At 57.9% G+C, this 24267-nt stretch carries 19 protein-coding genes; 10 read left to right on the top strand and 9 right to left on the bottom strand.

The genetic code is table 11. The features are described from left to right. Window positions 1–33 precede the first annotated feature (33 nt). From ehuA to AC04SF_RS35935, 5 genes are all read right to left on the bottom strand, one after another. Window positions 34–846: an ectoine/hydroxyectoine ABC transporter ATP-binding protein EhuA gene (ehuA, locus tag AC04SF_RS35955; protein WP_488481657.1), complete on the bottom strand. Its 813-nt coding sequence runs from the start codon at window positions 844–846 to the stop codon at window positions 34–36. A 2-nt stretch (window positions 847–848) separates the two neighbouring features. Next, entirely contained in the window at window positions 849–1517 is a 669-nt protein-coding gene (gene ehuD, locus AC04SF_RS35950) for an ectoine/hydroxyectoine ABC transporter permease subunit EhuD (protein ID WP_488481656.1), read from the bottom strand. Beyond that, on the bottom strand, window positions 1514–2179 hold the full coding sequence (gene ehuC, locus AC04SF_RS35945) for an ectoine/hydroxyectoine ABC transporter permease subunit EhuC (protein WP_488481655.1): 666 nt from the start codon (window positions 2177–2179) through the stop codon (window positions 1514–1516). The genes ehuD and ehuC overlap by 4 nt, the downstream gene beginning before the upstream one ends. Window positions 2180–2242: 63 nt before the next feature. Then, entirely contained in the window at window positions 2243–3091 is an 849-nt protein-coding gene (locus tag AC04SF_RS35940) for a transporter substrate-binding domain-containing protein (RefSeq protein ID WP_488481654.1), read from the bottom strand. A 145-nt stretch (window positions 3092–3236) separates the two neighbouring features. Next, window positions 3237–4418, bottom strand: a complete 1182-nt coding sequence (locus AC04SF_RS35935) for a M24 family metallopeptidase (protein ID WP_488481653.1) — start codon at window positions 4416–4418, stop codon at window positions 3237–3239. 415 nt (window positions 4419–4833) lie between these two features. Between AC04SF_RS35935 and AC04SF_RS35930 the strand changes: the two genes are divergently transcribed. From AC04SF_RS35930 to AC04SF_RS35905, 6 genes are all read left to right on the top strand, one after another. Next, window positions 4834–6126, top strand: a complete 1293-nt coding sequence (locus AC04SF_RS35930; RefSeq protein ID WP_488481652.1) for a methylaspartate ammonia-lyase — start codon at window positions 4834–4836, stop codon at window positions 6124–6126. Beyond that, window positions 6126–7271, top strand: a complete 1146-nt coding sequence (locus AC04SF_RS35925; protein WP_488481651.1) for a CaiB/BaiF CoA transferase family protein — start codon at window positions 6126–6128, stop codon at window positions 7269–7271. The genes AC04SF_RS35930 and AC04SF_RS35925 overlap by 1 nt, the downstream gene beginning before the upstream one ends. A 1-nt stretch (window position 7272) precedes the next feature. Then, window positions 7273–8169, top strand: coding sequence for an HpcH/HpaI aldolase/citrate lyase family protein (locus tag AC04SF_RS35920; RefSeq protein WP_488481650.1), 897 nt, complete (start codon window positions 7273–7275; stop codon window positions 8167–8169). 113 nt (window positions 8170–8282) lie between these two features. Next, entirely contained in the window at window positions 8283–9218 is a 936-nt protein-coding gene (locus AC04SF_RS35915) for a LysR family transcriptional regulator (RefSeq protein WP_488481649.1), read from the top strand. A 144-nt stretch (window positions 9219–9362) separates the two neighbouring features. Continuing rightward, the gene (locus AC04SF_RS35910; RefSeq protein ID WP_488481648.1) at window positions 9363–10796 is read left to right on the top strand and encodes an aldehyde dehydrogenase family protein; all 1434 of its coding nucleotides are present in this window, start codon (window positions 9363–9365) and stop codon (window positions 10794–10796) included. Next, window positions 10786–12336, top strand: coding sequence for a fumarate hydratase (locus tag AC04SF_RS35905; protein ID WP_488481647.1), 1551 nt, complete (start codon window positions 10786–10788; stop codon window positions 12334–12336). Before AC04SF_RS35910 ends, AC04SF_RS35905 begins: the two co-directional genes overlap by 11 nt. Before the next feature lie 12 nt (window positions 12337–12348). Here the strand turns inward: AC04SF_RS35905 and AC04SF_RS35900 are convergent, their stop codons facing one another. Then, window positions 12349–12828, bottom strand: coding sequence for an Lrp/AsnC family transcriptional regulator (locus AC04SF_RS35900; RefSeq protein WP_488481646.1), 480 nt, complete (start codon window positions 12826–12828; stop codon window positions 12349–12351). A 314-nt stretch (window positions 12829–13142) separates the two neighbouring features. Between AC04SF_RS35900 and AC04SF_RS35895 the strand changes: the two genes are divergently transcribed. Together AC04SF_RS35895 and purU are read left to right on the top strand one after the other, a co-directional pair. After that, on the top strand, window positions 13143–15638 hold the full coding sequence (locus AC04SF_RS35895; RefSeq protein WP_488481645.1) for a GcvT family protein: 2496 nt from the start codon (window positions 13143–13145) through the stop codon (window positions 15636–15638). Between the two features lie 41 nt (window positions 15639–15679). Beyond that, window positions 15680–16546, top strand: coding sequence for a formyltetrahydrofolate deformylase (gene purU / locus AC04SF_RS35890; RefSeq protein WP_488481644.1), 867 nt, complete (start codon window positions 15680–15682; stop codon window positions 16544–16546). 126 nt (window positions 16547–16672) lie between these two features. On the opposite strand, the gene AC04SF_RS35885 is transcribed toward purU, so the two are convergent. Both AC04SF_RS35885 and AC04SF_RS35880 read right to left on the bottom strand, forming a co-directional pair. Then, on the bottom strand, window positions 16673–18079 hold the full coding sequence (locus AC04SF_RS35885) for an aminotransferase (protein WP_488481643.1): 1407 nt from the start codon (window positions 18077–18079) through the stop codon (window positions 16673–16675). Window positions 18080–18267: 188 nt separating this feature from the next. Further along, window positions 18268–19431 carry a M20 aminoacylase family protein gene (locus AC04SF_RS35880; protein WP_488481642.1) on the bottom strand — a complete coding sequence of 388 codons (1164 nt, stop codon included), beginning with the start codon at window positions 19429–19431 and terminating at the stop codon, window positions 18268–18270. 1612 nt (window positions 19432–21043) lie between these two features. Here AC04SF_RS35880 and AC04SF_RS35875 point away from each other — a divergent pair. Both AC04SF_RS35875 and AC04SF_RS35870 read left to right on the top strand, forming a co-directional pair. Beyond that, window positions 21044–21511, top strand: coding sequence for a Ros/MucR family transcriptional regulator (locus AC04SF_RS35875; RefSeq protein WP_488481641.1), 468 nt, complete (start codon window positions 21044–21046; stop codon window positions 21509–21511). 848 nt (window positions 21512–22359) lie between these two features. Further along, window positions 22360–23835 (top strand): NAD-dependent succinate-semialdehyde dehydrogenase, encoded by a 1476-nt coding sequence (locus AC04SF_RS35870; RefSeq protein WP_488481640.1) that lies wholly within the window; start codon window positions 22360–22362, stop codon window positions 23833–23835. Window positions 23836–24027: 192 nt separating this feature from the next. On the opposite strand, the gene AC04SF_RS35865 is transcribed toward AC04SF_RS35870, so the two are convergent. After that, a complete protein-coding gene (locus AC04SF_RS35865) occupies window positions 24028–24111 on the bottom strand; it encodes a hypothetical protein (RefSeq protein WP_488481672.1) in 84 nt (27 codons plus the stop codon). Window positions 24112–24267 lie beyond the last annotated feature (156 nt).

Genomic DNA, 24267 nt, shown 5'->3' with positions numbered 1-24267 from the left:
CTAGACAAGCGGTGCCGGAAACAATTTGTACCCTTAAATTGCTTCCTTGATGGCGGACAGGAACTGTTTGGTGCGATCGCGCTGCGGGTTGCCAAACAGGCTTTGTGGAGATGCTTGTTCCTCGATCGTGCCGCCGTAAAAGAAGCAGACACGATCCGAAATGTCGCGTGCAAATCCCATCTGATGGGTGACCATAATCATAGTGAGCTTATGCTCGGAGACCAGCTTGCGAATTACCTCTGTTACCTCCCCTATCACCTCAGGATCCAATGCGGACGTCACCTCATCGAAAAGCATCACCTTAGGTCGCATCGCCAACGCGCGCGCGATGGCTACGCGCTGTTGTTGTCCGCCAGAAAGGCGCGAAGGATGCTGATCGCGCTTGTCGATCATGCCCACCATTTTCAAAAGCTCTTCGGATCGCTCCAAGGCTTCTTGTTTTGACAGGCCAAGGACTTGGACCGGGCCCTCCATGCAATTCTGGATGGCGGTCATGTGGGGGAAAAGATTGAACTGCTGGAAGCACATGCCGATCGACGAACGTATTTTCCGCTGATAGCGCTCGTCCGCCGGGACCAGGACTCCGTTGCGAGGCATGTGAGTCAGAGGTTTCCCTTCAATGTAGATCACACCCTCATTGATTGCCTCAAGCGTCATCAGGGTTCTCAAAACGGTTGTTTTACCGGACCCCGACGGGCCAATAATGCAAACCATTTCGCCTTCGGACACGTCGAAATCGAGGCTCTTAATTACTTTAAGCTGTCCGTAGCTCTTGCTGACGTTCATGAACCGGACCATCGGTCGATCATTCGCCGCCAGTTCGAGAGGGTATTCGGTGCTGGTCATCACTATAGTCCTAGCCCGAGGCGTAGCCGGCGTTCAAACACCCGGACGAAGCCAGCTGTGGGTAGTGAGATCAAGAGAAAGATCAGCCCAACAAGCGTGAACGGTTCCAGGTAGCGATAGTTTTCTGAACCGATGGCGTTGGCTGCGTGCATAAGCTCAGCGACCCCTATGACCGACAGCATCGGCGTATCCTTAAGGATGCCGACAAGATAGTTGCCCATGCCGGGAACTGCAGTCGCCAGAGCTTGTGGGAAGATGATGCGGAAGTACGTTCTCCGCAGTGAGAGGTTCAACGCGCGACAGGCCTCCCACTGACCGCGCGGCACAGCTTCAATGCCTGCGCGATAAACCTCGGACAGATATGCTGAATAATGAAGGCCAATAGCGATGAGCCCCGCGACCCAAGGGGAGAGATTAACGCCGAACTGGGGTCCCACGTAGAAGACAAAGAAAATTTGCAATACGAGTGGTGTGGACCGAATGAACTCAATCACCTCCCGAATGGCCCTCCGGCCGCCCGGGATTCCAGTCCGCTGTGCCAACGCCAGCCCAAGCCCCACTGCAAGAGCAATTGCATAACCGATTAGCGCAGCAAGAAGCGTATTTACGGTTGCCCATAAAAGCCGTGGCAGGATCGCCAAGGCGAAGTCCCAGTGCCAATCGAAGGTCATGCCTTGCCAAGCCTCCTGGCAGCCACACGCTCCATCAGCCCCATCAATGGTGTGATCAGCAGCCGGGCCAAGATATAGTAGATGATCAGAGCGGTTCCGAACGCCTGTGCCGACAAATAGGTCGATGCGTTGATCTGTTTGGCCTGAAACATCAGGTCAGTTACCGATATCAGCGAGACGAGTGCAGTTCCCTTGAGGAGCTCAATCAACAGATTTCCCCAAGGTGGTAGCATAATAGCAAGTGCCTGCGGCGCAATGATCCGCCGCATTCGGGTAAGTGGTGTCATGTTGATCGCGATTGCCGCTTCCCATTGCCCTCGAGCAACCGACTGAATCGCTCCGCGGACTATCTCCGCACCGTAAGCTCCGTAATTAAGTCCCACCGATAGGAAGCCAGCCGTAAACTTCTCTAGCGACAGGCCGAACAAGGGTAGGACATAGAAAATCCAGTAAAGTTGGACCAAGAGAGATGTACCTCGAAACACTTCAATAAAGGCCACGGACGCCCCGCGGACGAGCCAGTTTCGTGAGAGCTTGCCCAGTCCTGCGATGATTGCCGCGACAATCGCGACCATGGTCGCCATGGCGAACTGCGCAACGGTGATGGCAGTGCCTTGCACCAACACCGTGCCATAAGTTTCAAGGAACTGCCAGAACGACATCCACTGCCCTCTGTTTCGCCAACGCTAGCGGGATGCAGTCCCGCTAGCGAGAGGTTAACGCGGTCAGCGATTAGCGCAAATCCATTCCGCCGTCTCGTTTCCAGGCAGCATGTTTTTGTCGTAGCCATATTGCTTCACCGCCTCCAACATAGCAGGGGTCCCGATGTATTTTTTCTGGGCGGCATTGAACTTGTCGATGAAGTCTTTGTCTGCCTTTCTGAAGCCGACACTCACCCAATTTTTGGTCCAATCAGGCAGAGCATTGGGGTCAGTAACCTCGACTTTTCCGCCGGCCTTTTCAGCCATGTCCTTAAGCGTCAGGTAGCTGTGAGCAGCAGCCGCTGCCCGGCCCCCCACAACCGCGGCCAACATTTCGGAGGGTCCTGGAACCTCCATGATCTGCGATTCCGGAACTCCATCCTTCTTGGCATTCTCGATCAGGCTGTAGCCGATGCCGGTAACCATGGTTTCACCGGTTCTGGTCAAATCCTTGTAGGTTTTGATCCCCTTCGGATTTCCCGGCAGCACGATGAAGGCATCGGAAACCTTGGCGAGAGGCTCGGAGAAGGCAACGTTTTCGCACCTTGAGTGAAGGATGTAGAGGCCGCCTGTGATCATATCCAGGCGATCCGACTGCAAGGCCGGGATCAAGCCGCCCCAGTCAGTGACAACCGTTTCGACGTTGTCATACCCCATCTCCTTGAGCACGCCGAGCACATAGGCATTGACGTAGCCGACTGGTTTGTTGTCAGCGTCTGGATAGGCAAAGGGCGGCTCGTTGGCGTATCCGATACGGATCGTCTTACCGCCTGAGGCACGGTCCATCAGCTCTCCAGCATTGGCTTGAACACCCACGATGCAAGCAACTGCAAAGCCAAAAGCCGCCGTGATTTTCGCAAGTTTCGTTTTCATTTTGAGTTCCCTTTGTTGTTGTCAGTTGACTCGTAGAGCGCCTGGTAAGCGCTTCTCCTGCTTTGCAGGTCTGGTTTATTGGGAGACACATCTCCGATGAAGGACTGCGCAGGTTTTTGACCCTCCGCGGTCCGATAGGCTGTCGTCAGTCGACGACAATGAGGCTGCGTTCGACGTCGCAGAACCGCTCACCGCCTTTGGCAGTTACAACGAATGATTCCGAGACAGCTGCGCCAAAGTCATCGAGCCAGACGCCCGATTGAAAATGAAAGCACATGCCCTCTTGCAACGGTGTCTTCTCGCCGGCGCGAATGCTGATGGTGCGTTCACCCCAGTCGGGCGGATAGGCGATACCGATCGAATAGCCGACGCGGCTGTCCTTTCTGTACCCGTAGCGCTTGAGGACAGCCTGAAACACGGCTGCGACTTCTTCCACCGCCACGCCTGGCTTGGCGGCCTCAAGTGCCAGATCACCACCTTCGATGATCGCGGATGCTAGGCGCGAGACCGCCTCAGGGGGGGGGCCGACATGAACTGTGCGGGTGAGCGGAGTTGTGTAATGACGTCGCGCAGCCCCAAGCTCCATCATAATCAGCCCGGACTTTGGGACGATCTGATCGCTCCAGGTTAGATGACATGTGCTTGTCCCCTCCCCGATTTGAAGTAACGGTGAAAGGCTCGTGTAGTCACCAAACTTACCGTCGGTACCCAAGATCTGGTTTCGGTAGACGTCCGCTATAACCTCGTAGTCGTGAGCGCCAGGTTTTAGCGCAGCTATCGCCTCTCGCATCGTATTGCTTATGATGAGGCCAGCTTCCCTCATATAGACAAGCTCAGGCTCGGACTTAACAAGCCTTGCCCAGTTCACAAGCTCTCGACTGTCTGCAAACTTGGCATTAGGAAGCCCCCCCACGAGATGCTGGTGAGCGCGCGCGGTGTAGTAATGAGCGTCGAGCTCGACACCGATGCGGTCTGTCCCCCAGCCTTTGGAGACAATCAGTTTGCACAGATCATCGTAGGGATGGTTGTCGGGGTGATGAACCAAAGTTTCGGAAAAGGATAATATGTTTTCGGGTGGCAAATTAGTCGTGACTGTAGCCGACTTGGCATCGATTGGCCGCCCGAACCAAAACGGCATGTCTTCGTTCAGATGCACCAGGACGACCTGCGGGGTATAGAAGGACCAGCTGTCGAAGCCGGTTAGCCAGCCCATGTTGGCCGGGTCCTGGCAGATCAAGAGGTCAAAGCCAGCTTTCTCCATCCGGTTCTTCACATCTTTGACGCGGCGGTCGAACTCCTCGGGCAGAAACGCTTTTTCGTAGTGCATCGTGCGATCCTTCTCGGAAATGGGTAAGTGCTCGAGTAAAGCCGTATGTCCGCGATCACCGCAATCCGATGATGATCAGCCACCTGGCATTCTTGGGTACCCCTCATTGTGTCGCCCGCAGGTCCCTCTTTTTTTATTGCGGGAGGCTCATGAAGCATTTGTCGGGAGGGGTTCGCAGTCAAATGCAGTGTTTATATCGGCATCATCTCGCTTCGAGATGCCGGCACCGTGAATGGAAATCTTGCATGAATCAGGTCGAGCCGTGCCGTGGGAGTGGCGCGTGTGTTGAAGCACCCATCTGAAAACGCGATGGTTCGCGTATGAAATTTATATTGGGCTTAGGCTGCTCGCTGGGGCCTTAATCGGGTTACGTCGGCATTGGCAATGCGACGGACACCGTCGGGGCGAGTAACATATGAAAATCGTAGACATCGTGCTGGCGCCGGGTACCGGTGCATTCTTTTACGACGATCAGGCCGCTATCAGGGCAGGCGCGGCACAAGATGGTTTCCTGTATGTGGGCGAACCCGTGACGCCTGGCCTCGCTGCCATCAGGACTCCCGCTTCATCGCTTAGCATCGGGTTGGTCCTCTCTGACGACACGGTCGCTTGGGGGGACATGATGAGCGTCCAATACTCGGGCGCTGGCGGCCGGGATCCTCTCTTCAACGCTGATGCAATGTCCAAGATTGCCAAGGAAGTAATCGCCCCTAGGGTTGGAGCCGCCAACATATCGTCTTTTCTCGATGCTTGCTCCCAAGTGCTTGCGCCAGTTGAGGACAAACGTCTTCCTCTTGCGCTGGAATACGGCGTCAGCCAAGCGCTGCTGCGCGCAGCAGCCCATGCCGGCCGAAAGACAATGGCCGAAGCGGTTTGCGACGCTTTCGACCTTCCCCTGCCCTCCCGTGGTGTGCCGATCTATGCGCAAAGCGGCGATGCCCGAGAGATCAATGTCGACAAAATGATCCTGAAGAACGTCGACGTTCTCCCGCATGGCCTCATCAACTCAAGACAAAAGTTCGGTGTCGGAGGCGAAACCTTCCTCGCTTTCGTCGAGTGGGTAGCGGCGCGAACCCGAAAAATTGGCCGAGCGGGTTACCGGCCCACTCTTCATTTTGACGTTTATGGGTGGATTGGCCTCGAGTTCGGCCTCGATCCGCAGGTCATTGCTGACTTCATTTGCCGGGTCGCAGATACCGTCCCTGACTTTACAGTGAACATCGAGTCTCCCGGCGACTTCGGATCGACCGAAGCACAGATCGAAAACTACGCCCGCATTGTTTCGATCTTGGATGGACGGGGTTCCAATGCCCGCATCGTGGTCGACGAGCGTTGCAATACCCTTGATGACGTCCGGAAGTTTGCTAAGGCGCGCGCCACACACCTGGTGCAAATCAAAACGCCGGACGTGGGCTCGCTTGCAGACACCGCGAAAGCCGTACTGATCTGCAAACAAAACCAGGTGGGTGCCTATGTCGGCGGCAGTTGCACCGAAACCGACCTGTCCGCCCGTGCAACCGTCCATGTGTCAGTAGCAACCCAGGCTGACATGATGCTCGCGAAACCCGGTATGGGGGTCGACGAAGGCATTTCAATCGTCGGCAACGAGCAGAGCCGCCTGCTCGCTCTTCTCGAAAGGCGCCGCGCCGTTGGCGGCAAGTCTCAGGAGCAGCAAGGCGCGGCGATACCAAGGGTGGTGCTGCGGTGATGGAAGCTTTGTCAGGGATCACCGTTGTCGCGGTCGAGCAGGCAGTCGCTGCGCCATACGCGTCGTCTCGCCTCGCTGATGCCGGCGCCCGGGTTATCAAGATCGAGCGCCCGGAAGGCGATTTTGCCCGCAACTATGACAGTCTGGTTCAGGGTCAAAGCGCTTATTTTGTCTGGCTGAACCGCGGCAAAGAGTCAGTCTGCCTCGATCTCCGAACAGACGCTGATCGTGAGCTTCTTGACCTCCTCGTTTCTTCTGCCGATGTGTTTATTCAGAATCTTAAGCCTGGCAGTATCGACAAGCTCGGTTTCGGCTCCGCGAGCCTTCGTGAACGGCATCCTAGATTGATCACCTGCGACATCTCAGGCTTCGGAGAAGGCGGCGACTACTCGCATCTCAAGGCGTACGATCTCATTGTTCAGGCGGAAAGCGGCTTGGCCGATATAACGGGAACGGTAGACGGCGCAGCGAGGGTCGGTGTGTCCGTGTGCGATATCTCTGCGGGTATGACTGCGCACAGCGCCATCCTGCAGGCTCTCTATGCGAGGACTATCACAGGAGAGGGCAGCTCCATTCAGGTCTCGCTCTTTGATTCTGTTGCAGACTGGATGAATGTGCCGGTGCTCCAGCACGATTATGGAAGCTACCGCACCCAACGCGCTGGAGTTAACCACCCGTCCTTAGCGCCCTACGGAGCCTATCCATGTGCGGATGGCAAGGTTGTAATATTCTCCGTCCAAAACGACCGTGAGTGGGTGAATTTCTGCGCAGATTTCCTGAAACGTCCGGAGCTTACCCGGGCCGCGGGTTATGCGTCGAACATGGATCGGCTTGGTAACCGGCCTGCCCTTGACGCCACCGTCCAGGCACGTTTTTCGGAACTGACGAGCGAGCAAGCGATGAGCGAGCTTGAAGCCGCAGGCTTGGCTTATGGCAGGTTGAACGATATCGCCGCGGTTTCGGAGCATCCGCATATTCGGAGAGCCGGCGTTGAAACTCCAGGCGGCACGATCGAGGTGATTGCTCCGGCCGCGATCTTCAACCGTCAGTCCGCGGCATTGCGCCCGGTGCCGGCCTTAGGAGCCCACACAGCGTCCGTTCGACGTGAATTCGAGGGGCAGCCTTCCAAAGTCGGAGTCAAATAGCGTGAGCGGCGTCGGCAAGCGTACGGCATCAACGACGTCCATTGAACCTCGCTGGCGATCTTTGCTGTTTGTACCCGCTCACTTGCCCAAATTCGTGGAGAAGGCCCACGAGCGGGGGGCTGATGCGATCGTTCTGGATCTTGAGGACGCTGTTCCCTTGCTGTCCAAGGCAGAGGCGCGCCAACGGCTTGGCGAAAGTATCGCACAGGTCGGTCGGGATGGAGCGGCAGTCCTGGTGAGGGTCAACCAAGGCATGCGAGCGCTTTGCGCCGATCTTGATGCCGCACTCGTGGCAGGCGTCGCAGCTATCGTCTTGCCGAAGGTTGAATCGGCAGAGTGGGTTGTCGAGATCGAACGGGAGATACAGGCGCTGGAGAGCGAGCGGGGTCTGGTCTCCGGGGTTATACGCTTGGTAGCCCAAATCGAAACCCCGGCTGCGCTGCCGAAGCTCACAGCCATCGCGACAGCGCATCCCAGGTTGGTTGCCATGGCGCTCGGTCCAGAGGATTTTAGCGCGGCGGTAGGCGGTCAGCCGACAGCCGACCTTCTGCTTGGTCCAAATCTCGCGGTCCTCTTTGCCGCGCGCGCGGCGGGCCTTGTCCCACTTGGGTTCGTTGGCAGTATCGGCGACTTCGCAGATCTGCCGAAGTTCCGCGAAACCGTCCGCCGTTCCAAGACATTGGGGTTCGCGGGTGCGTTCGCTGTTCATCCCGCCCAGGTTCTCGTTCTAAACGAAGAGTTCGCTCCACTGGCAACCGAGTTAGAGTGGGCAAGGCGTGTCATTACCGCGGAACAGGAAGCCAAGGCCCAGCATCGTGGCGCCTTTGCCGTTGATGGGAAAATGATTGACGCTCCAGTCATTCGGCGTGCGAAAGCGCTTCTGGCCTGGGATCAATGAACACAACGGCTTTACCCCTCCTCACTACCGAAGTGCCCCCCTTCCGCCCCATCTGATTCCGAGATAGGTTTGTTTTTGACAGCGCACAAGGCGCTGCGGTAGGTCGCTCTTCGGTGGAATTTAGACAGCTCAAATATTTTGTCGGAGTGGTCGAGGCTGGCAGCTTTACGAAGGCCGCAGCCATGCTCAATGTCGCGCAAAGCGCGCTGAGCCTTCATGTACGTCAATTGGAGGAAGAGTTCGGATCACAGCTGCTCATTCGCGACAGGAGCGGCATCAACGTGACGCCGTCCGGTGCAAAGCTGCTCGAGCGGGCACGCACCATCTTAAATGAAATCAGGATCACCAAGGCCGAGATGAGCATTACGGCCGCCTCGGGAGAAGTGACGATAGGCATCCCGTCCGGAGCCGCACGCGTGCTTTCTGGGCCTTTGTTGGAAGCCGTGCGCAATGAACTCCCTCTTGTGACCCTGAAGATGGTCGAAGGAATGACGGGCCCCCTTGAAGAATGGATGGCTGCGGGACGGTTCAACCTGGCGATTCTCTACCGTACCGCCGATGCCATCGCAGGCCTCCCCGTGCTGGCGAGAGAAGATTTTTGCCTGGTCGCTCCGCCGAACCTACCTCCCTTCCCCGACGTGGTTGCGCTATCGGATCTCCATGCGTTTCCGCTCGCGGTCCCCATGCGCAACAACAACGTTCGGCGTTCGGTCGCAGATGTGGTGGCCCAGCATGGTTGCCGCCTTGACGTGAGATTTGAAGTGGACTCGTTGTCGACGATCATCAACATGGTCTCGGAGGGCAAGGCCTATTCCATCCTCACGCCCTCTGCCATCCACAGAGAGGTCCAGCAGGGGCTTGTGCATATGGTCAGGATCGTCGACCCCGTTATCACCCGCTCGGTGGTTCTGGCCGTGAACCCTAAAGACGAGCACTCCCCTTCAGTGTCTGCGGTTCGCAAACTCATCCCCGGAATCGTCCGGAAGTTGATTCAGAGCGGGCACTGGCTGGCGAAGGTCCCGACAGACGCGGACCGCGTGAATTGCTGAAACGCGCATCGATCTCGTATCAAGATACCAATCGGCAAAATTCCATATTTGACCCAAAGCCTTGAGCGGGATGTAAGTGCGAGTGACTGGAACCGGTCCGGCTGGCTCACCGTATTAGGCCCCCACTTTCAACCGGAGCTACACATGTCGGAAGCCAAACGTTATGAGCTCTTCATAGACGGAGTATGGCGGAGCGGCGGTCAAGACGACATTCCGGTTATAAACCCTGCTACCGAGCAGGTGTTTGCCTCAGTCGCTTCGGCATCGATACAGGACCTCGATGATGCCTTGGCCGCCGCTGAGCGTAGCCGCAGTGCATGGGCGGCACGACCTGCGCACGAACGGGGTGCTCTGCTGGTCTCTGCTGCTCGTATCCTTGGCGAAAGGGTCGGCGAGGCCGCGAAGTCACTGTCAACTGAACAAGGCAAGACCTTGGCGGAGGCAGCAGGCGAATATCGCCGCGCGCTCGAAATGCTCGAATGGAATGGGGCTCACGCAGAAGAGCTTTGCGCGTCAATTCCGATGGGTCCTGGCCGCACCCTCGTACCTGAGCCCCTCGGTGTGGTTACGGCCTTTACACCTTGGAACTACCCCGCGGTCCTCAACGCCCGCAAGCTAGGCGCCGCCTTGGCTTCGGGATGCCCCGTAATCCTAAAGGGCGCTGAAGAGACACCAAGCGCGAGCGTGTTTATTATCCAGGCTCTGCATGAGGCGGGCGTTCCGGCTGGTGTCGTCAATCTTGTATTCGGGGTGCCAGCCGTTATTTCGGAGCATCTGCTCCGTTCCCCCATAATCAAGGTCCTCAGCTTCACAGGCTCCACGGCCGTCGGGAAACATCTCGCCAGGCTAGCTGCCGATAACCTCCAGCGTTGCGTGCTCGAGCTGGGCGGGCATTGCCCTGTGATCGTATGCGAGGATGCTGATCTTGAAGCCGCAGCCACGGCAATTTCGGAATACAAATTTGAATGTGCCGGTCAGAGCTGCAATGCGCCAAGCCGTATCCTGGTTGCACAGCCGGTTTACCAGAAGTTCCTTTCGAAAATGGTAGATGTCGCGAACTCGATCAACGTCGGCCCTCCTGATGCGCCAAGCACTGAAATGGGCCCAATGGCGAACGGTCGTAGGATTGAAGCGTTGCAACGTCTGACCAAAGACGCTGTTGGAAGGGGCGCACGGATTGAATCTGGCGGTAGCAGGCTGGACCAAGCCGGTTTCTATTGGCCCCCGACGATCCTGACCGGGGTGCACTCCGAGTCGGACATTCTCCGTGAGGAACCTTTCGGGCCGATTTTGACCATCGCTCCCTTCGACACGCTCGACGACGCGATTGCTGAAGCAAACGACACCGAGTACGGCCTGGCGTCTTATTTTTTCACGTCCTCCGAGGAGACGAAACGCCTGTTGGCCGCCAATCTGGCGGCGGGCGCGGTTAGTATCAACTTTCTGAAAGGCGTTGCCGCTGATGCCCCGCATTCAGGTGTGAAACAGAGCGGGTATGGTTATGAAGGGGGTGAGCAGGGTATGCGAAGCTTCCAGAACCTTAAACTGATCAATGGGCTGGACGCGCTTGAACGATAAGAGCACGCATACCTCGATTCTCGGGGAAGACATCACGCAGAGCATTGCAGATGCCCTGCAATATGTCTCTTACTATCATCCGCCCGATTACATCCAATATTTGGCGGGAGCGTTTCAGCGGGAAAAAAGCGTCCCGGCGAAGAATGCGATTGGCCAGATTTTGGCCAACTCCCGCATGGCAGCCTTCGGCCGGCGACCGATATGTCAGGACACAGGCCTGGTCGTCGTCTTCGCCAAAGTGGGCATGTCGGTCCTGATCGACGCCCATGTACCCTTCACGGAGCTCATCAACGAGGGTGTTCGTCGCGCCTATCTTGATCCCGACAATCCCTTGCGTCCGTCAGTCGTGTCCGACCCTTTGGCTGGCCGAGCCAACACCAAGGATAATACGCCCGCGATCGTTCACGTTGAATTGGTGTCAGGCAACGACATCACATTTACAGTTTCCGCGAAGGGCGGGGGTTCCGAAAACAAGGCCCGGTTTACGACCCTCAATCCTGCGGCTTCCGTGGCCGACTGGGTCGTCGACACTGTTGCAACGCTGGGGAGTGGATGGTGCCCGCCGGGAATGATCTCGGTCGGTATCGGCGGCAGCGCGGAAAAAGCGATGTTGTTGGCCAAGGAGGCGATGAATGAGCCGATAGATATGGCTGACCTCATCGAGCGCGGAGCGTCGTCGCCCGAAGAGGCTTTGCGACTGGAGCTTTATGAGCGGATTAACGCATTGGGAATAGGTGCCCAGGGTTTGGGTGGGCTCACCACGGTGGTCGACGTTAAAGTGGCGACCTATCCGACTCATGCCGCTTCCAAACCTGTGGCGCTGATCCCTCAATGCGCAGCGAACCGGCATGTATCGTTCGTCTTGGATGGATCTGGACGAGCAATTTTTGATCCACCGGACCTCTCCCAATGGCCAGACATCGGGTCTGATGACTTGCGTCCTATGGGCGTCCGGCGTGTCAATCTCGACACCCTGACCAAGGAAGAGGCCCGGGAGTGGCAATGTGGTGAAACGCTGCTACTCTCAGGCAAACTCTTGACGGGTCGGGACGCAGCCCACAAGCGGATGGCCGAACTGATCGATGCCGGCAAGCCGCTTCCGGTGAACTTCGCTGGCCGGGTAATCTACTATGTGGGTCCCGTGCGAGCGGTTGGCAGCGAAGTCGTCGGTCCTGCAGGACCAACCACTTCAAACCGGATGGATGGCTTTACCGAAAAAGTGCTTGCAGCCACTGGGCTCCTCGGCATGGTGGGCAAAGCCGAAAGAGGGCCTGCCGCCGTGGAAGCTATCGTCAAGCATCAGGCGCCCTATCTGGTAGCGGTCGGCGGGGCTGCCTACCTCATATCGAAATCAATAAAATCTGCCCGTGTTGTAGCTTTCGAAGACCTCGGCATGGAGGCCATTCACGAATTCGAAGTTCAGGATATGCCGGTAATCGTGGCGGTCGACGCCGCCGGCGCATCCATCCATACATCTGGTCCGGCTGAGTGGCGGAAGCGCATGGCAGCTGACAGCATAGCCAAAAGCATTGGTATTTAGGGAAATCGTTGCCTAATCATCATCTTCCGGATCCTCGATAGGCACCCCGAACGTCGCCTTGACCCGATCGACTACCACCATGGTCTTCAGGCTCTTTATGTGCGTGTTTTGATAGAAAAATTTCCGGGTGAATTGCTCATAGTCTTCCATGCTTCGAGCAGTGATATAAAGCACGAAGTCGGCCTCGCCGGTGATGTAGAATCCTGTCGCGATCTCTGGAGAGGATTTTATATCGCGCTTAAACTTGTCGATGATATCCGCACGCTCCCTCTCCAGGGTGACCATGACGATCATCTGGATCGGTCGACCAACAGCCTTTGCCGATATAATTGAGACGTCTGCTTCGATAATGCCTTCTGCCCGAAGCCTTTTGAGGCGGCGCTGGCATGCTGTAGCGGAAAGCCCGACCTTATCGGCGATGACATCGGAGGTTAAGCGGTTGTTCCGTTGAACCAATTCGAGGATGCGGGCATCAATCCGATCATATTTCATCTAATGTGATCTCGGCTACGGCTGGCTCTCCAACCTCCCATGCGACACTAACAGCCGCCGGCAGATCTTCAGCGTTTATAGAGGCTATGTTGCCGGCAATGCAACGCGGTAACGGCGCCTGTATTGGTTGCGATGCAAATCCCCGCATTGTCCCGGCTTTGAGAAACGCTGCATCATGATGACGGTACGCGCAGGAAGACTGCGGCCCCTCCCCTCATATCGGCGAAAACCAGTGTCCGCCTAACGGTACTTTATCGGCCACAACCAACCCGCCTCCGTCGCACTGTCGCGAGGAGGCTACAATAGGGTTTCAAATGGCCAGCAAACTCCCTTCACACGCCGAATATGTCATCATCGGAGGTGGCATTATCGGCCTCTCCATAGCCTATCACCTGACCCGCCTGGGCCACAGGGATGTGTTGCTGCTTGAGCGCGACCAGCTAACTTGCGGGACTACGTGGCATGCTGCAGGCCTTGTGACACAGCTCCGTGCGAATGAAACCATGGCCAAGCTCGCTCAGTACTCCGCCGAGCTGTTTCGGGATCTCGAAAACTTGACGGGGCAGGCCACAGGCTTTCGTCAAACGGGATCCATCACCGTCGCTGCGACTCGGGACCGCCTTGAAGAGCTCAAGCGCGGCTCATCGATGGGACGCTCGTTTGGGCTGGATGTGGAGATGATCAGCGCTGCGGAAGCGCAAAGCCGCGTTCCTCTCCTTGACGTCAGCGACGTTCTCGGGGCCGCTTGGATTGCATCCGACGGGATGACCAACCCGATCGATACAGCGCGCGCCTTCGCAATCGGCGCTCGCCAGGGCGGAGCGACGATCCTCGAGCGAACCCCAGTCAGCCGGATCCTGGTCGAGAACGGGCGCTTTACCGGCGTAGAGACCAGCCAATGCACCGTCCGAGCTGAAAAGGCAGTCATCAGCACCGGGCTGTGGACCCGGAATGTGGCAGCAGATCTGAATTGGTCGGTGCCCTTACAGGCTGCAGAGCATTTCTATGTGGTGACCGAAGCCATCCCCGACCTCCCTCACGACCTGCCGACCATCCGGGATATGGACGCGCGCGTATATGCCAAGGCTGACGCGGGGAAACTCCTCGTCGGCTTCTTCGAGCCGGACGGAAAGCCTTGGGGCATGAACGGCATTCCCCATGATTTCAGTTTCGACTCACTGCCAGAAGATTTCGATCACATCGAACCCTATCTCTCCGCTGCGATCGAGCGCATGCCTGTTTTGGCGAACGTCGGGCTGCAACTGAATTTTAATGGCCCGGAAAGCTTCACTCCGGACAATCGCTTCCACCTTGGTCCGGCACCCGAGATTGAGGGGCTATATGTCGCCTCCGGTTTCAATTCCTGCGGTATCGAGTCATCGGGCGGTGCAGGCAAGGTCATGGCAGAATGGATGTCGACAGGCCTGCCTGCGGGCGACTGCTGGGAAATGGACGTCCGCCGGTCGATGCCCTTCCAACGCAACAAGCGGTATCTCTACGACCGCACGGTGGAGGCGGTGGGCAACCTCTGGACGCTTCACCTGCCGCACAAATCGCCAAAGACGGCGCGCAACGTGCGGGTGTCTCCGCTCCATGACAGGTTGGCCGCTGCGGGCGCCAACTTTGGTGAAAGTGCCGGCTGGGAACGGGTCCAATGGTTCGGCGCTCCTGGATCTCCAAATGAAAATCACGCCACCTTCGGCCGTGACGAATGGTTTCACCGCAGTGGCGCCGAACACACAGCCACTCGCTCTGCCGTGACCCTTTTCGATCAGACCTCCTTTGCCCATATCCTGGTCCAGGGGCCCGACGCCCTTGCCCTGCTACAACGCCTCTCCACGAACGATGTGAATGTTCCAGTTGGCCGGGTTGTGTACACCCCGTGGCTCAACGAGCGGGGGGGTATGGAGTCTGACGTAACGATTGCGCGTACCGGCGATGAGGAATTCCTCGTCGTCACAGCAGCAGTCCAACGCACGCGGGACCTCGCCTGGTTGCGCTTGCACGCGAAGGGCGCCGGCCACGTCTCGGTGGTCGACGTGTCATCCGGATATACAACTCTCTCGGTCATGGGTCCGCGATCGCGGGAATTGCTGGAGCGGGTCAGCCCTGCCGACTTCTCCAATGAGGCATTCCCCTTTGCAACGGCCTGTGAAATCGAAGTCGGCTACAGCTTGGCACTTGCTTTCCGTATGACGTTTGTCGGTGAGCTAGGCTGGGAACTGCACATCCCGACGGAACAGACATTGGGCGTATACGACGCTTTGGTGGCCGCAGGCGCAGATCTTGGTGTTGGCCATGCCGGGTATGTCGCGCTAAACACATTGCGTCTTGAGGCGGGCTATCGCGATTGGGGCTCTGACGTCGGTGATGAGGACACCCCATTGGAATCCGGGCTTGCCTTTACAGTTGCCTGGGACAAGTCCGAAGATTTCATTGGCCGCGCGGCCCTTGAAAACCAACGTGGCAAGCCATTGCGCCGCAGATTGGTCCAGCTCGCGTCGCCCGATGCTAACGCTTTGATGTTCGGCACTGAGCCCGTTTGGCGGGATGGGAAGCTCGTGGGGTACCTGCGCTCAGCTGGTTTCGGCCACACAGTCGGATGCGGCATTGGTATGGGTTACCTCAACTCGGATACCGGGGTGACCGCGGAGTGGCTATCGTCAGGGGCATTCGAGATCGAGATCGCGGGCGAGCGCTATGCCGCAATAGCGTCCCTGCGTCCGTTCTTTGATGCCGGGCGCAGCCGCGTCAAGGGCGAGTGGCGTGATTCTGGGGAGTTGATCGCGCCCGAGCTTCTCAAAGCCTGAGCCTTCAACCCGCCTCTCTCACAAAAACGGACTCCCGCCAAATGTCTTCAGACCACTCAACGGTCCTCTCGCTTTCGTGCGCGGACCGACCAGGCATCGTGTCGGCTGTTTCAGGGCTGTTATACGCTGCCGGCTGCAACATCCTTGAGGCTCAGCAATACAGTGACCCCGAGACTGGGCTATTTTTCATGAGGGTTGTCTTTGCACGCCCCGGCGATGCACCCCCCAGCGACCAACCGGCGGCTGGGCTTGATGAGCTCGCCGGGCGACTCGCAATGACGTACACGCTGCGCCCACTGTCGCGGCCCAAGCGGGTCATGCTGCTTGTATCAAAGTTCGATCATTGCCTTGCCGATCTCCTCAATCGGTGGCGGATTGGCGAGTTCCCGATGGATGTGGTCGCTGTGGTCTCCAACCATGGCAAAGAATACCTGGCTTCAACTGACCTCAAGGATTTGCCCTTCCATCATCTGCCCGTCAGCCGCGACAGCAAGACGCAACAGGAAGGGAAGCTTGAGGCCCTGATTGAGCTCACCAACCCAGATCTTATTGTGCTTGCCCGTTATATGCAGATTTTGTCGGATGGCTTCGCAGCCAAGCTGGCAGGCCGCTGCATTAACATCCATCACTCGTTTCTGCCGGGCTTCAAGGGCGCGAAGCCTTATCATCAGGCACACCTGCGAGGTGTAAAGCTGATCGGCGCAACGGCCCACTACGTCACGTCGGATCTTGATGAAGGACCGATTATTGAACAGAACGTCGAGCGTATCTCCCACCAGGATACGCCCGACGATTTGGTCCGCAAAGGTCGGGACATCGAACGGCAGGTCTTGGCTCACGCCGTTCGTCTTCACCTTGAAGACCGGGTTATCCTCAACGGCAATAAGACTGTGGTTTTCTCTGGCTGAACGGCGGCACTCCGCAATATTGCATTCAACGAAAAAAAGGCCGGGCTGTTCATTGAACATCCCGGCCTTTCGTGCTCTCCAGGGTGACGGCCAGGCGGAACGACCCGGCCGCCAAGTCTTGGGAGACTATACCGCGCCTTCAGCCTGGAGCGCTTTATAGGTTGTTTCGACCGCACGCACCGTGGCGTCGACGATGATATCGATTTCTTCTCTTTTGATGATGAGCGGCGGTGCATAGCCCAAGGTATCAGCGTGCGGCATGGCCCGCGCGATCACACCGTTTTCAAGCAAGGCTGCCGCTGCGCGCACACCCACTTGCAGGCTGGTGTCAAAGGGCACCCGCTTTTTCGGGTCACGCATAAACTCAACCGCCGAGAGAATACCCACACCGCGAACCTCGCCGACTATGGGATGACCTTCAAGCTTGGACTTCATCTGTCCATGCCAGTAGGGCCCCACATCGCGCACATGGTCGAGGATATTGCGCTCCTTCAGGACCTGGATGTTCGCCAACGCCGCGGCGGCACAAAGCGTGTGACCTGAGTACGTCCAGCCGTGACCGATCGGCCCAAACTTCTCGCTGCCTTGCTCCAACACCGACCAAACCCGCCCTCCAATGATTGAGCCTGAAATCGGAAGGTAAGCTGAACTGAGGCCCTTGGCGATCGTGACCAGGTCCGGGCGCATTCCATAAAGATGCGAACCGAATTTCTCACCTGTGCGGCCAAAGCCGGTCACGACCTCGTCGGCGATCAGGAGAATATCATACTTGTTTAGAACTGCCTGAATCTCAGTCCAGTAGCCCTTCGGTGGCGGCACAATACCGCCCGTGCCGAGGACGGGCTCACCGATGAAGGCGCCCACGGTATCTGGGCCTTCCGCAATGATGAGCGCTTCGAGCTCCTTAGCGCAGCGCTTCGAAAATGCTTCCTCGGTTTCGCCGTCCTGCGCCTGGCGATACCAATGCGGGGTGGTCGTATGGCGGACGATGTCGAGCGGAAGATCGAAGTGGTTGTGAAAGAATGCCAGGCCTGTCAGGCTTCCGGTGACCAGCCCCGAGCCGTGGTAGCCACGCTGCCGCGAAATGATCTTCTTTTTTGCCGGGCGACCCAGAACGTTGTTGTAGTACCACACCAGCTTGATATTGGTTTCGTTGGCGTCCGACCCCGAAAGGCCGAAATAGACACGCCGCATGTTCTCGCCAAAATACTCGACGACGGCTTCCGCGAGGAGGGTCACCGTTTTCGTGCTCTGGCTTGCATACACGTGTGCAAACGGGAGCTCATGGGCCTGTTTGGAAATCGCTTCGGCGATTTCCTTGCAGCCGTACCCCATGTTGACGCAGTAAAGGCCGCCGAATCCGTCGAGACTTTTGCGCCCCTCAGTGTCCCAGATGTAGACCCCCTCAGCTCCTGCCATAACGCGGTTCGGGGTTTCACCTCGGCTATGCTTGGCTAAATGGGTCGAGGGATGGAAAACGTAATTCCGATCCTTCTCCTGAATTTGCGCAGTACCCAAGTTGCTCAGAGCCATTTTTTCTCTCTTTTCGAATGACAAGTGACCGGCCGTATGTCGGTCAGCTGTTCAAAATTAGCAGCAAGTCTGCGCCGGGTTTGACGCAAAATCGGGCTTTCGCGTTGAAATTCAGCGCGAAACGAGCAAAGCCGTGGACTTTCCATCGCTGTCGTCAGTGCTCATGGTGTCGGCAGTCTTTTCCTGCACTAGGCGGCCAGAGTGCCTTCGACCAGATTCACCCAATATCCAATTCCGTAAGGAATCGCGTTGTCGTCGAAGTCATAGGTCGGATTGTGCAGCCCAGCCGTAGGACCGTTGCCGAGGAATAGGAACGCGCCGGGCCGCGCCTGCAGCATGTAGGAGAAGTCTTCGGAGACCATAACCGGCTTGACCTGGTCATTGACTGCATCCCGCCCGACCAGGCTGCGCGCCGCAGCTGTTGCCCGTTCGTAAGCCTCCGTGTGGTTAAACGTCAGGGGCTCGAGGCGCCGATGGCGGAATTCGAGTGTAGCTCCGAAAGCCGCCGCGATGTTCTCTGCGCAGGTCTTGATCTGTTTTTCCGCAAAATCCCGCAATGCGGGAGATAGGCTTCTCACGGTCCCGCCGAGCGTTACGGTGTCGGGAATGATATGGTAGGATTCACTCCCCGTGAACTTCGGAACGGACACCACCAAAGCCTCCGTCGGATCGAGGTTGCGCGACACCAGGGTCTGGAGGGCCATGACGATCTGCGCCCCGACCACGACCGGATCGATCGTGTGGTGTGGCGTGGCGGCATGGCCGCCTCGTCCGGTTATCACGATGTCGAACTCATCGAGAGCCGCCATGATAGAACCGTCCCTGATGCCAAATTTGCCGACCTCAATCCCGGGCATGTTATGCATGCCATAGACCTGGGAGATGTTGAAGCGGTCCATCAGGCCTTGCTGAACCATGCGGTTTGCGCCCTGCCCGTCTTCCTCGGCGGGTTGGAAAATGAGCGCCACGGAGCCTTTGAAATTCCGCGTTGCCGCGAGATGCTTCGCCGCGCCGAGGAGCATGGCAGTATGACCGTCGTGGCCGCAGGCATGCATCTTGCCTTCGACCAATGACGTCCAGGGCTTCCCACTCTGCTCAACAATCGGCAAGGCATCCATATCTGCGCGCAGACCGATGGTCGGGCCGTCGCCGCCGGTGCCTTGGATCACAGCAACAACACCCGTCTCGGCTATACCGGTCTCAATGTGGTTGATGCCAAAAGACGCCAGCTTTTCAGCGACGAAGTTGGCCGTGTTGTGCACGCGATAATCAAGTTCAGGATTTTGATGCAGGTGATGGCGCCAGGCTATAGCCTCTTGATGAATATCCCGGAAATCATTCACGCTGCGCATTCGAGTCTCCTGTTCCAAAATGTAAGAACGCGCTTCAGACCTTGCCGCCCATCGGATCTCGCAACCCAATCGTCGAACTAGCGGACAGCTGTCGCATGCCTAGTCGGCCAAAACCTTCGAGGGTTGTCCGCTCGCAGTCAAATGCATTGTCTGTATTGACCCCATCTCACTTCGAGATATGGCCACAGGGCTCGGGTTGAGCGGTCGAAACAATTGCCGTCTCGCCCGTCTCGACGTTCGATCACGTTACGCGAGGGCGAACTTTCGCAGGCATCGGCCGGTCTAACACCGAACCGAGGCCGTTAGGTAGGAGAACCTGGCTTTTCATGATCTTTGCCGCCGTGTCGATTAAGCAGGCCACATAGTCGTCTTCCGCGTCGGCAGCGGTGCCAACCATCATCGCAAATATAGCCAGCCGAACCGTCGCAAGCAGCATTGAAATGGCCCTTTGGCGATGTGTTTCTCCCGCCGGCGCCAAAGGCTCATCAGCCGTCCGACGTCTGCCCAAATCCGGCGCGGACATCAGCGTTCGTCAATTGGTGGCTTGCTGGCGAGGCCAAGCCTGGCGCGCTGGTCATCGGCGAAATTCTCGGCGGGACACTGTGTCCTGAACCGATGAACCGTCAGCTTGCCGCCCTCCATAACATGAACGGCCCATCCCCCACCGCAACGCTTGACGCGCACGTCGTTTGGTTCGCCAGCCACCATCGCCGCCCCTCATTTTCGTCGCCGTGTATCGAGACTGGAAGTCGCCCCCTGGCACGGCGAAAAAAACGGGACCTTACGACCCGTCAAGCACAGATTTTCTGATGGCTGATGCCCTATGGATCTGACGGCGACGGGCGATTTGAGTGCGGAACGTCAGACCGCGCGGCATGATGACTTGTATCGGTTTAGACCGGCAGATTTTAATGCAGACATAAGGATCCGCAGCTAATGTGAGTGAGAACGCGTATTCAGTTCGAGTAGCCCTGCAAAAAAGCCCGCCGCTCTTGGCCTCAGGAGTGGCGGGCTTTTCGGCTTGAAATGATGGCGCGTCGGTACGGATTCGGCCACAGCATGCGCGGCAGATTCTCCTCCCCTTTCCGCCAAGGTTACGGTGCAGTCCTAGGGAAGCGCAGATCGAGGATGGAGCTGAACGCTCTTCCCGAAGGCCGCCGGGTCCTGCTGATACTGTTCGCCGCCCCTCCCCGTGAACACGCGCCTTGGCGCCCCGAGTTGGTCGGTGCAGTCGTTCCCGGTCTCGACCGGATCGTGGCTGAAGAACAGGAAAACACCTGCTGCTACGAGTGCGTTCGATTCTGCTGCTTCACCGGCGGCCAGCCCTGCTCTTAGAGACGGCAGCCACTGTGGAATTCTCCGAACGCTCGATGCCGAGCTCCGGCATAGAAGAGATCAAGAACAGCTTGGCAGCGTTTAGGATCGCTCGCTTTGCTACATCGAGCATGGATGTGCCAACAGCAGTCTGATTACCGGCGAGATGCATCGCTATTGACCTGAGCGCACGACGAGCATGGCAACGTTCTTGCTGGATCTTTTATTGCTTTCAGCGGCAACCGCCCCTATGTAGCCTCACTTCGCCGACTGTCCTTCAAGCCACCCGGAGAGTTTCATGACCGATGAAGCCGATAACACAACCGATGTCCTCATCGAGCTGACCGCCGATGTCGTCTCAGCCTATGTCTCCAACAATCCGGTCCCGGTCGGTGAACTCCCTGCCCTGATCGGCCAGGTGCACGCGGCTCTCAAAGGCACAGCCGGCGCCGGTGTTTCCGCAGAAGATCCCGAGGTTCGCAAGCCTCCCGTATCGATCAGGAAGTCGGTGACGCCGGACTATATCATCTGCCTTGAAGACGGCAAAAAATTCAAATCGCTCAAGCGCCATCTGTCGACCCACTATGGGTTGACGCCGGACGACTATCGCGCCAAATGGGGCCTGCCGGCGGATTATCCCATGGTCGCGCCGAACTACGCCGCTGCACGCTCGGCATTGGCGAAAACGATGGGGCTCGGCCGCAAACCGGCCGAACAGGAACAGCCAGCACCGGCGAAGCGGGCCCGCAAGAACGTCGCAGCTTGATTTCAGCAATCGAGCGTTGTTCTGGGCGCAGCTGCCACTGGCATAATCTGCATCTGTTCGAAATATGAAAAGGCGGGGTGGTAGCCCCGCCTAGCCAGCTCTGCTCCCCAAGAATTCGCTCGGGCTTGCAGCATTCCGCTGATCAAGCCGGACTGGTCGAGCTCTGCGCTCGCCCCCCTTGTCACGCGGCGTTCAGACCTCCCGGGATCCATGCGTTCGTGCGCTGTTGCCAGTAGGCGGGAGAAAATTCAGCCGGCTTTACTGAGGCTGCCAGCTGAGGACTTGCCGGTCCGGCGGCCCTGTTCTGGCCATCAGTGAGGGTCGAAAGAGACCCCGCTCGTTCAACGGGGGAAATGGGGGCAAAAACATCCTGACCGCCATCGCGTTAGGCGAAGCAAAAACGAGAAATTTGCAAGCTCGGTTTGACCGGCGGCTTTAACGCCTCATGGACCGTCCAGCACCCGCCCGTAGGGCTCACGCAGAGTTTCGGTTATGAATCGGGACGGCCTCACGGCCTGCCACATTGCAATGGTTACAAGGGAAAACCGACATGACGACAGGCTTTGCGGCCCCGATGCCATACTCGAGACGTCCGGGGGAAAGATGGCAAGAGTTACCAACCAGGGTTGTTTCGCTGGGGCAGACGGGGGACTGTAGACGGCGACGCTAGCGGCCGGTTCGAGACTCGCCGGTTCTAGACGAAGCTGGCCGTCGGCCTTCCCCGAGACAGGTCCACCCGGCCCAAGGGACGCGCAACTTTTCGTGGGAGCTGGTCCTATGCAAAAGCCGCACGTCCGCAGTAGATGTCCATCCGGCCGGACAGGCCAAGAGCCTCTGGGGAATCGACATTGCCGCTCCACCCGCCTTTGATCCGCCACCTCAAATCTCCTGACCTGTTTTGCAGCCTTGACCGCCTGCCGGCGCTTGGCAAACCAGTCAGTCAGCGCACATTTGTGGTCCTCAACCCATCGACGGGCGAAGCTCTGGCAGAGCTTCCCGACATGGGCACCGAGGAGACGCGCGCGGCGATCGCCAAAGCCCATGGCGCGCAGCCTGGATGGGCCGCATTGACAGCCCGTGAACGCAGCGACGTTCTGTGGCGCTGGCATCAGTTGATTATAGACCACGCCGATGACCTTGCCGCGATATTGACCGCGGAAATGGGCAAGCCCCTGCCCGAGGCCAAATCGGAAGTGGCGCATGCGGCTGCCTACCTGCAATGGTACGCCGAAGAGGCCAACCGCATCTATGGCGAGACGATCTCCGCGCCATCGAGAGACCGTCGCTTGCTGGTGATCAAGCAGCCGATCGGCGTCGTCGGCACGATCACGCCATGGAATTTTCCGGCGTCCATGGTGGCGCGCAAGATCTCGCCGGCTTTGGCAGCGGGCTGCACGATAGTACTGAAACCCGCAGAACAGACGCCACTCGTGGCGGGTGCAATGTTCGTCCTTGCGCATCAGGCTGGCTTTCCCGAAGGCGTGGTCAACCTGATCTACGCTTCCGAGGGCGATGCCGTCGGACGCGAGCTCTGCACAAACCCCAAGGTGCGCAAGATCAGCTTCACCGGCTCGACCGAGGTTGGCCGGCTCCTCATGCGCCAGTGCTCTGACCAGATCAAGAAAGTCAGTCTCGAGCTCGGCGGCAATGCGCCTTTCATCGTTTTCGATGATGCCGACGTCGATGCCGCGGTCGACGGTGCGATCCAAGCCAAGTTCCGCAACGCCGGCCAGACCTGCGTTTCCGCGAACCGCCTTTACGTTCAATCGGGCGTTCACGATGAATTTGTCGACAAATTCGGGGAGCGGGTTCGCCAGCTTCAGGTTGGTGACGGCTTCGATCCAGGTGTCGCCGTCGGCCCGCTGATCGACAGGCATGCGCTGACCAAGATAGAATCGCATATCGCCGATGCCGTCGCAAAAGGCGGTGCAATTCGCTGCGGGGGTGCACGCGTTGGGAAGGAGGGTACATTCTTCCAACCTACAGTGCTCACTGAAGTTTCCAGCGAGATGACGATTGCGCAGGAAGAGACATTCGGGCCGCTGGCCCCGATCATCCGCTTCCACGATGCGGATCAGGTCGTGCACGAGGCAAATGACACGATCTATGGCCTCGCCGCCTACTTCTATGCCTCGAACCTACAGCGTGTCTGGCGCGTGGCCGAAGCCTTGGAGTATGGCATGGTGGGCATCAACACCGGACGCATGTCATCGGAAGCGGCCCCCTTCGGCGGGGTGAAGCAGTCTGGCATCGGCCGGGAGGGTTCGCGCCATGGGCTTGAGGACTACCTAGAAATGAAATACCTCTGCATGGGTTCTATCTGAAGAGGAGCGGCTTCTCCGGACCCCGCTGAAAGCGTTCGTCACCTGAGGTCAGCTTCGCGCCGATGTCCGCCGTTTTGCAGCAGTCGGGGCAAGGTGGTGAGCCGACCCGGTCCAGCCATCTCCACGATCGCCATGATGATTGCAGCTGTCCTGGCGATGGTCAGTCAGCAGTTCCCGAGCCTCTCCGATTTATTAATCGCTGCGCAGAATCTTTGCTTCGAGCGCGGCTGCCACGAAAGCTCTTCGAGCAATTGCCGGGTAAGCCTCACCGCGCAATACCTGCAGTAATCAGCAGCAGTTCATAATGTGAAGGAACGCGCCGAACACGCGATTTTCCCAGCAGGCAGGCCCGATCGGCCTTCGGCGTGCTGCGCATTATTTTTCGACATGAGATCTTTGGCTGTCGTTCAAAACGCAGTCGAGGAGATTTTC

The sequence above is a fragment of the Mesorhizobium sp. CNPSo 4671 genome (genome assembly GCF_057784245.1).
This window is presented reverse-complemented; position numbering and strand designations above follow the sequence as displayed.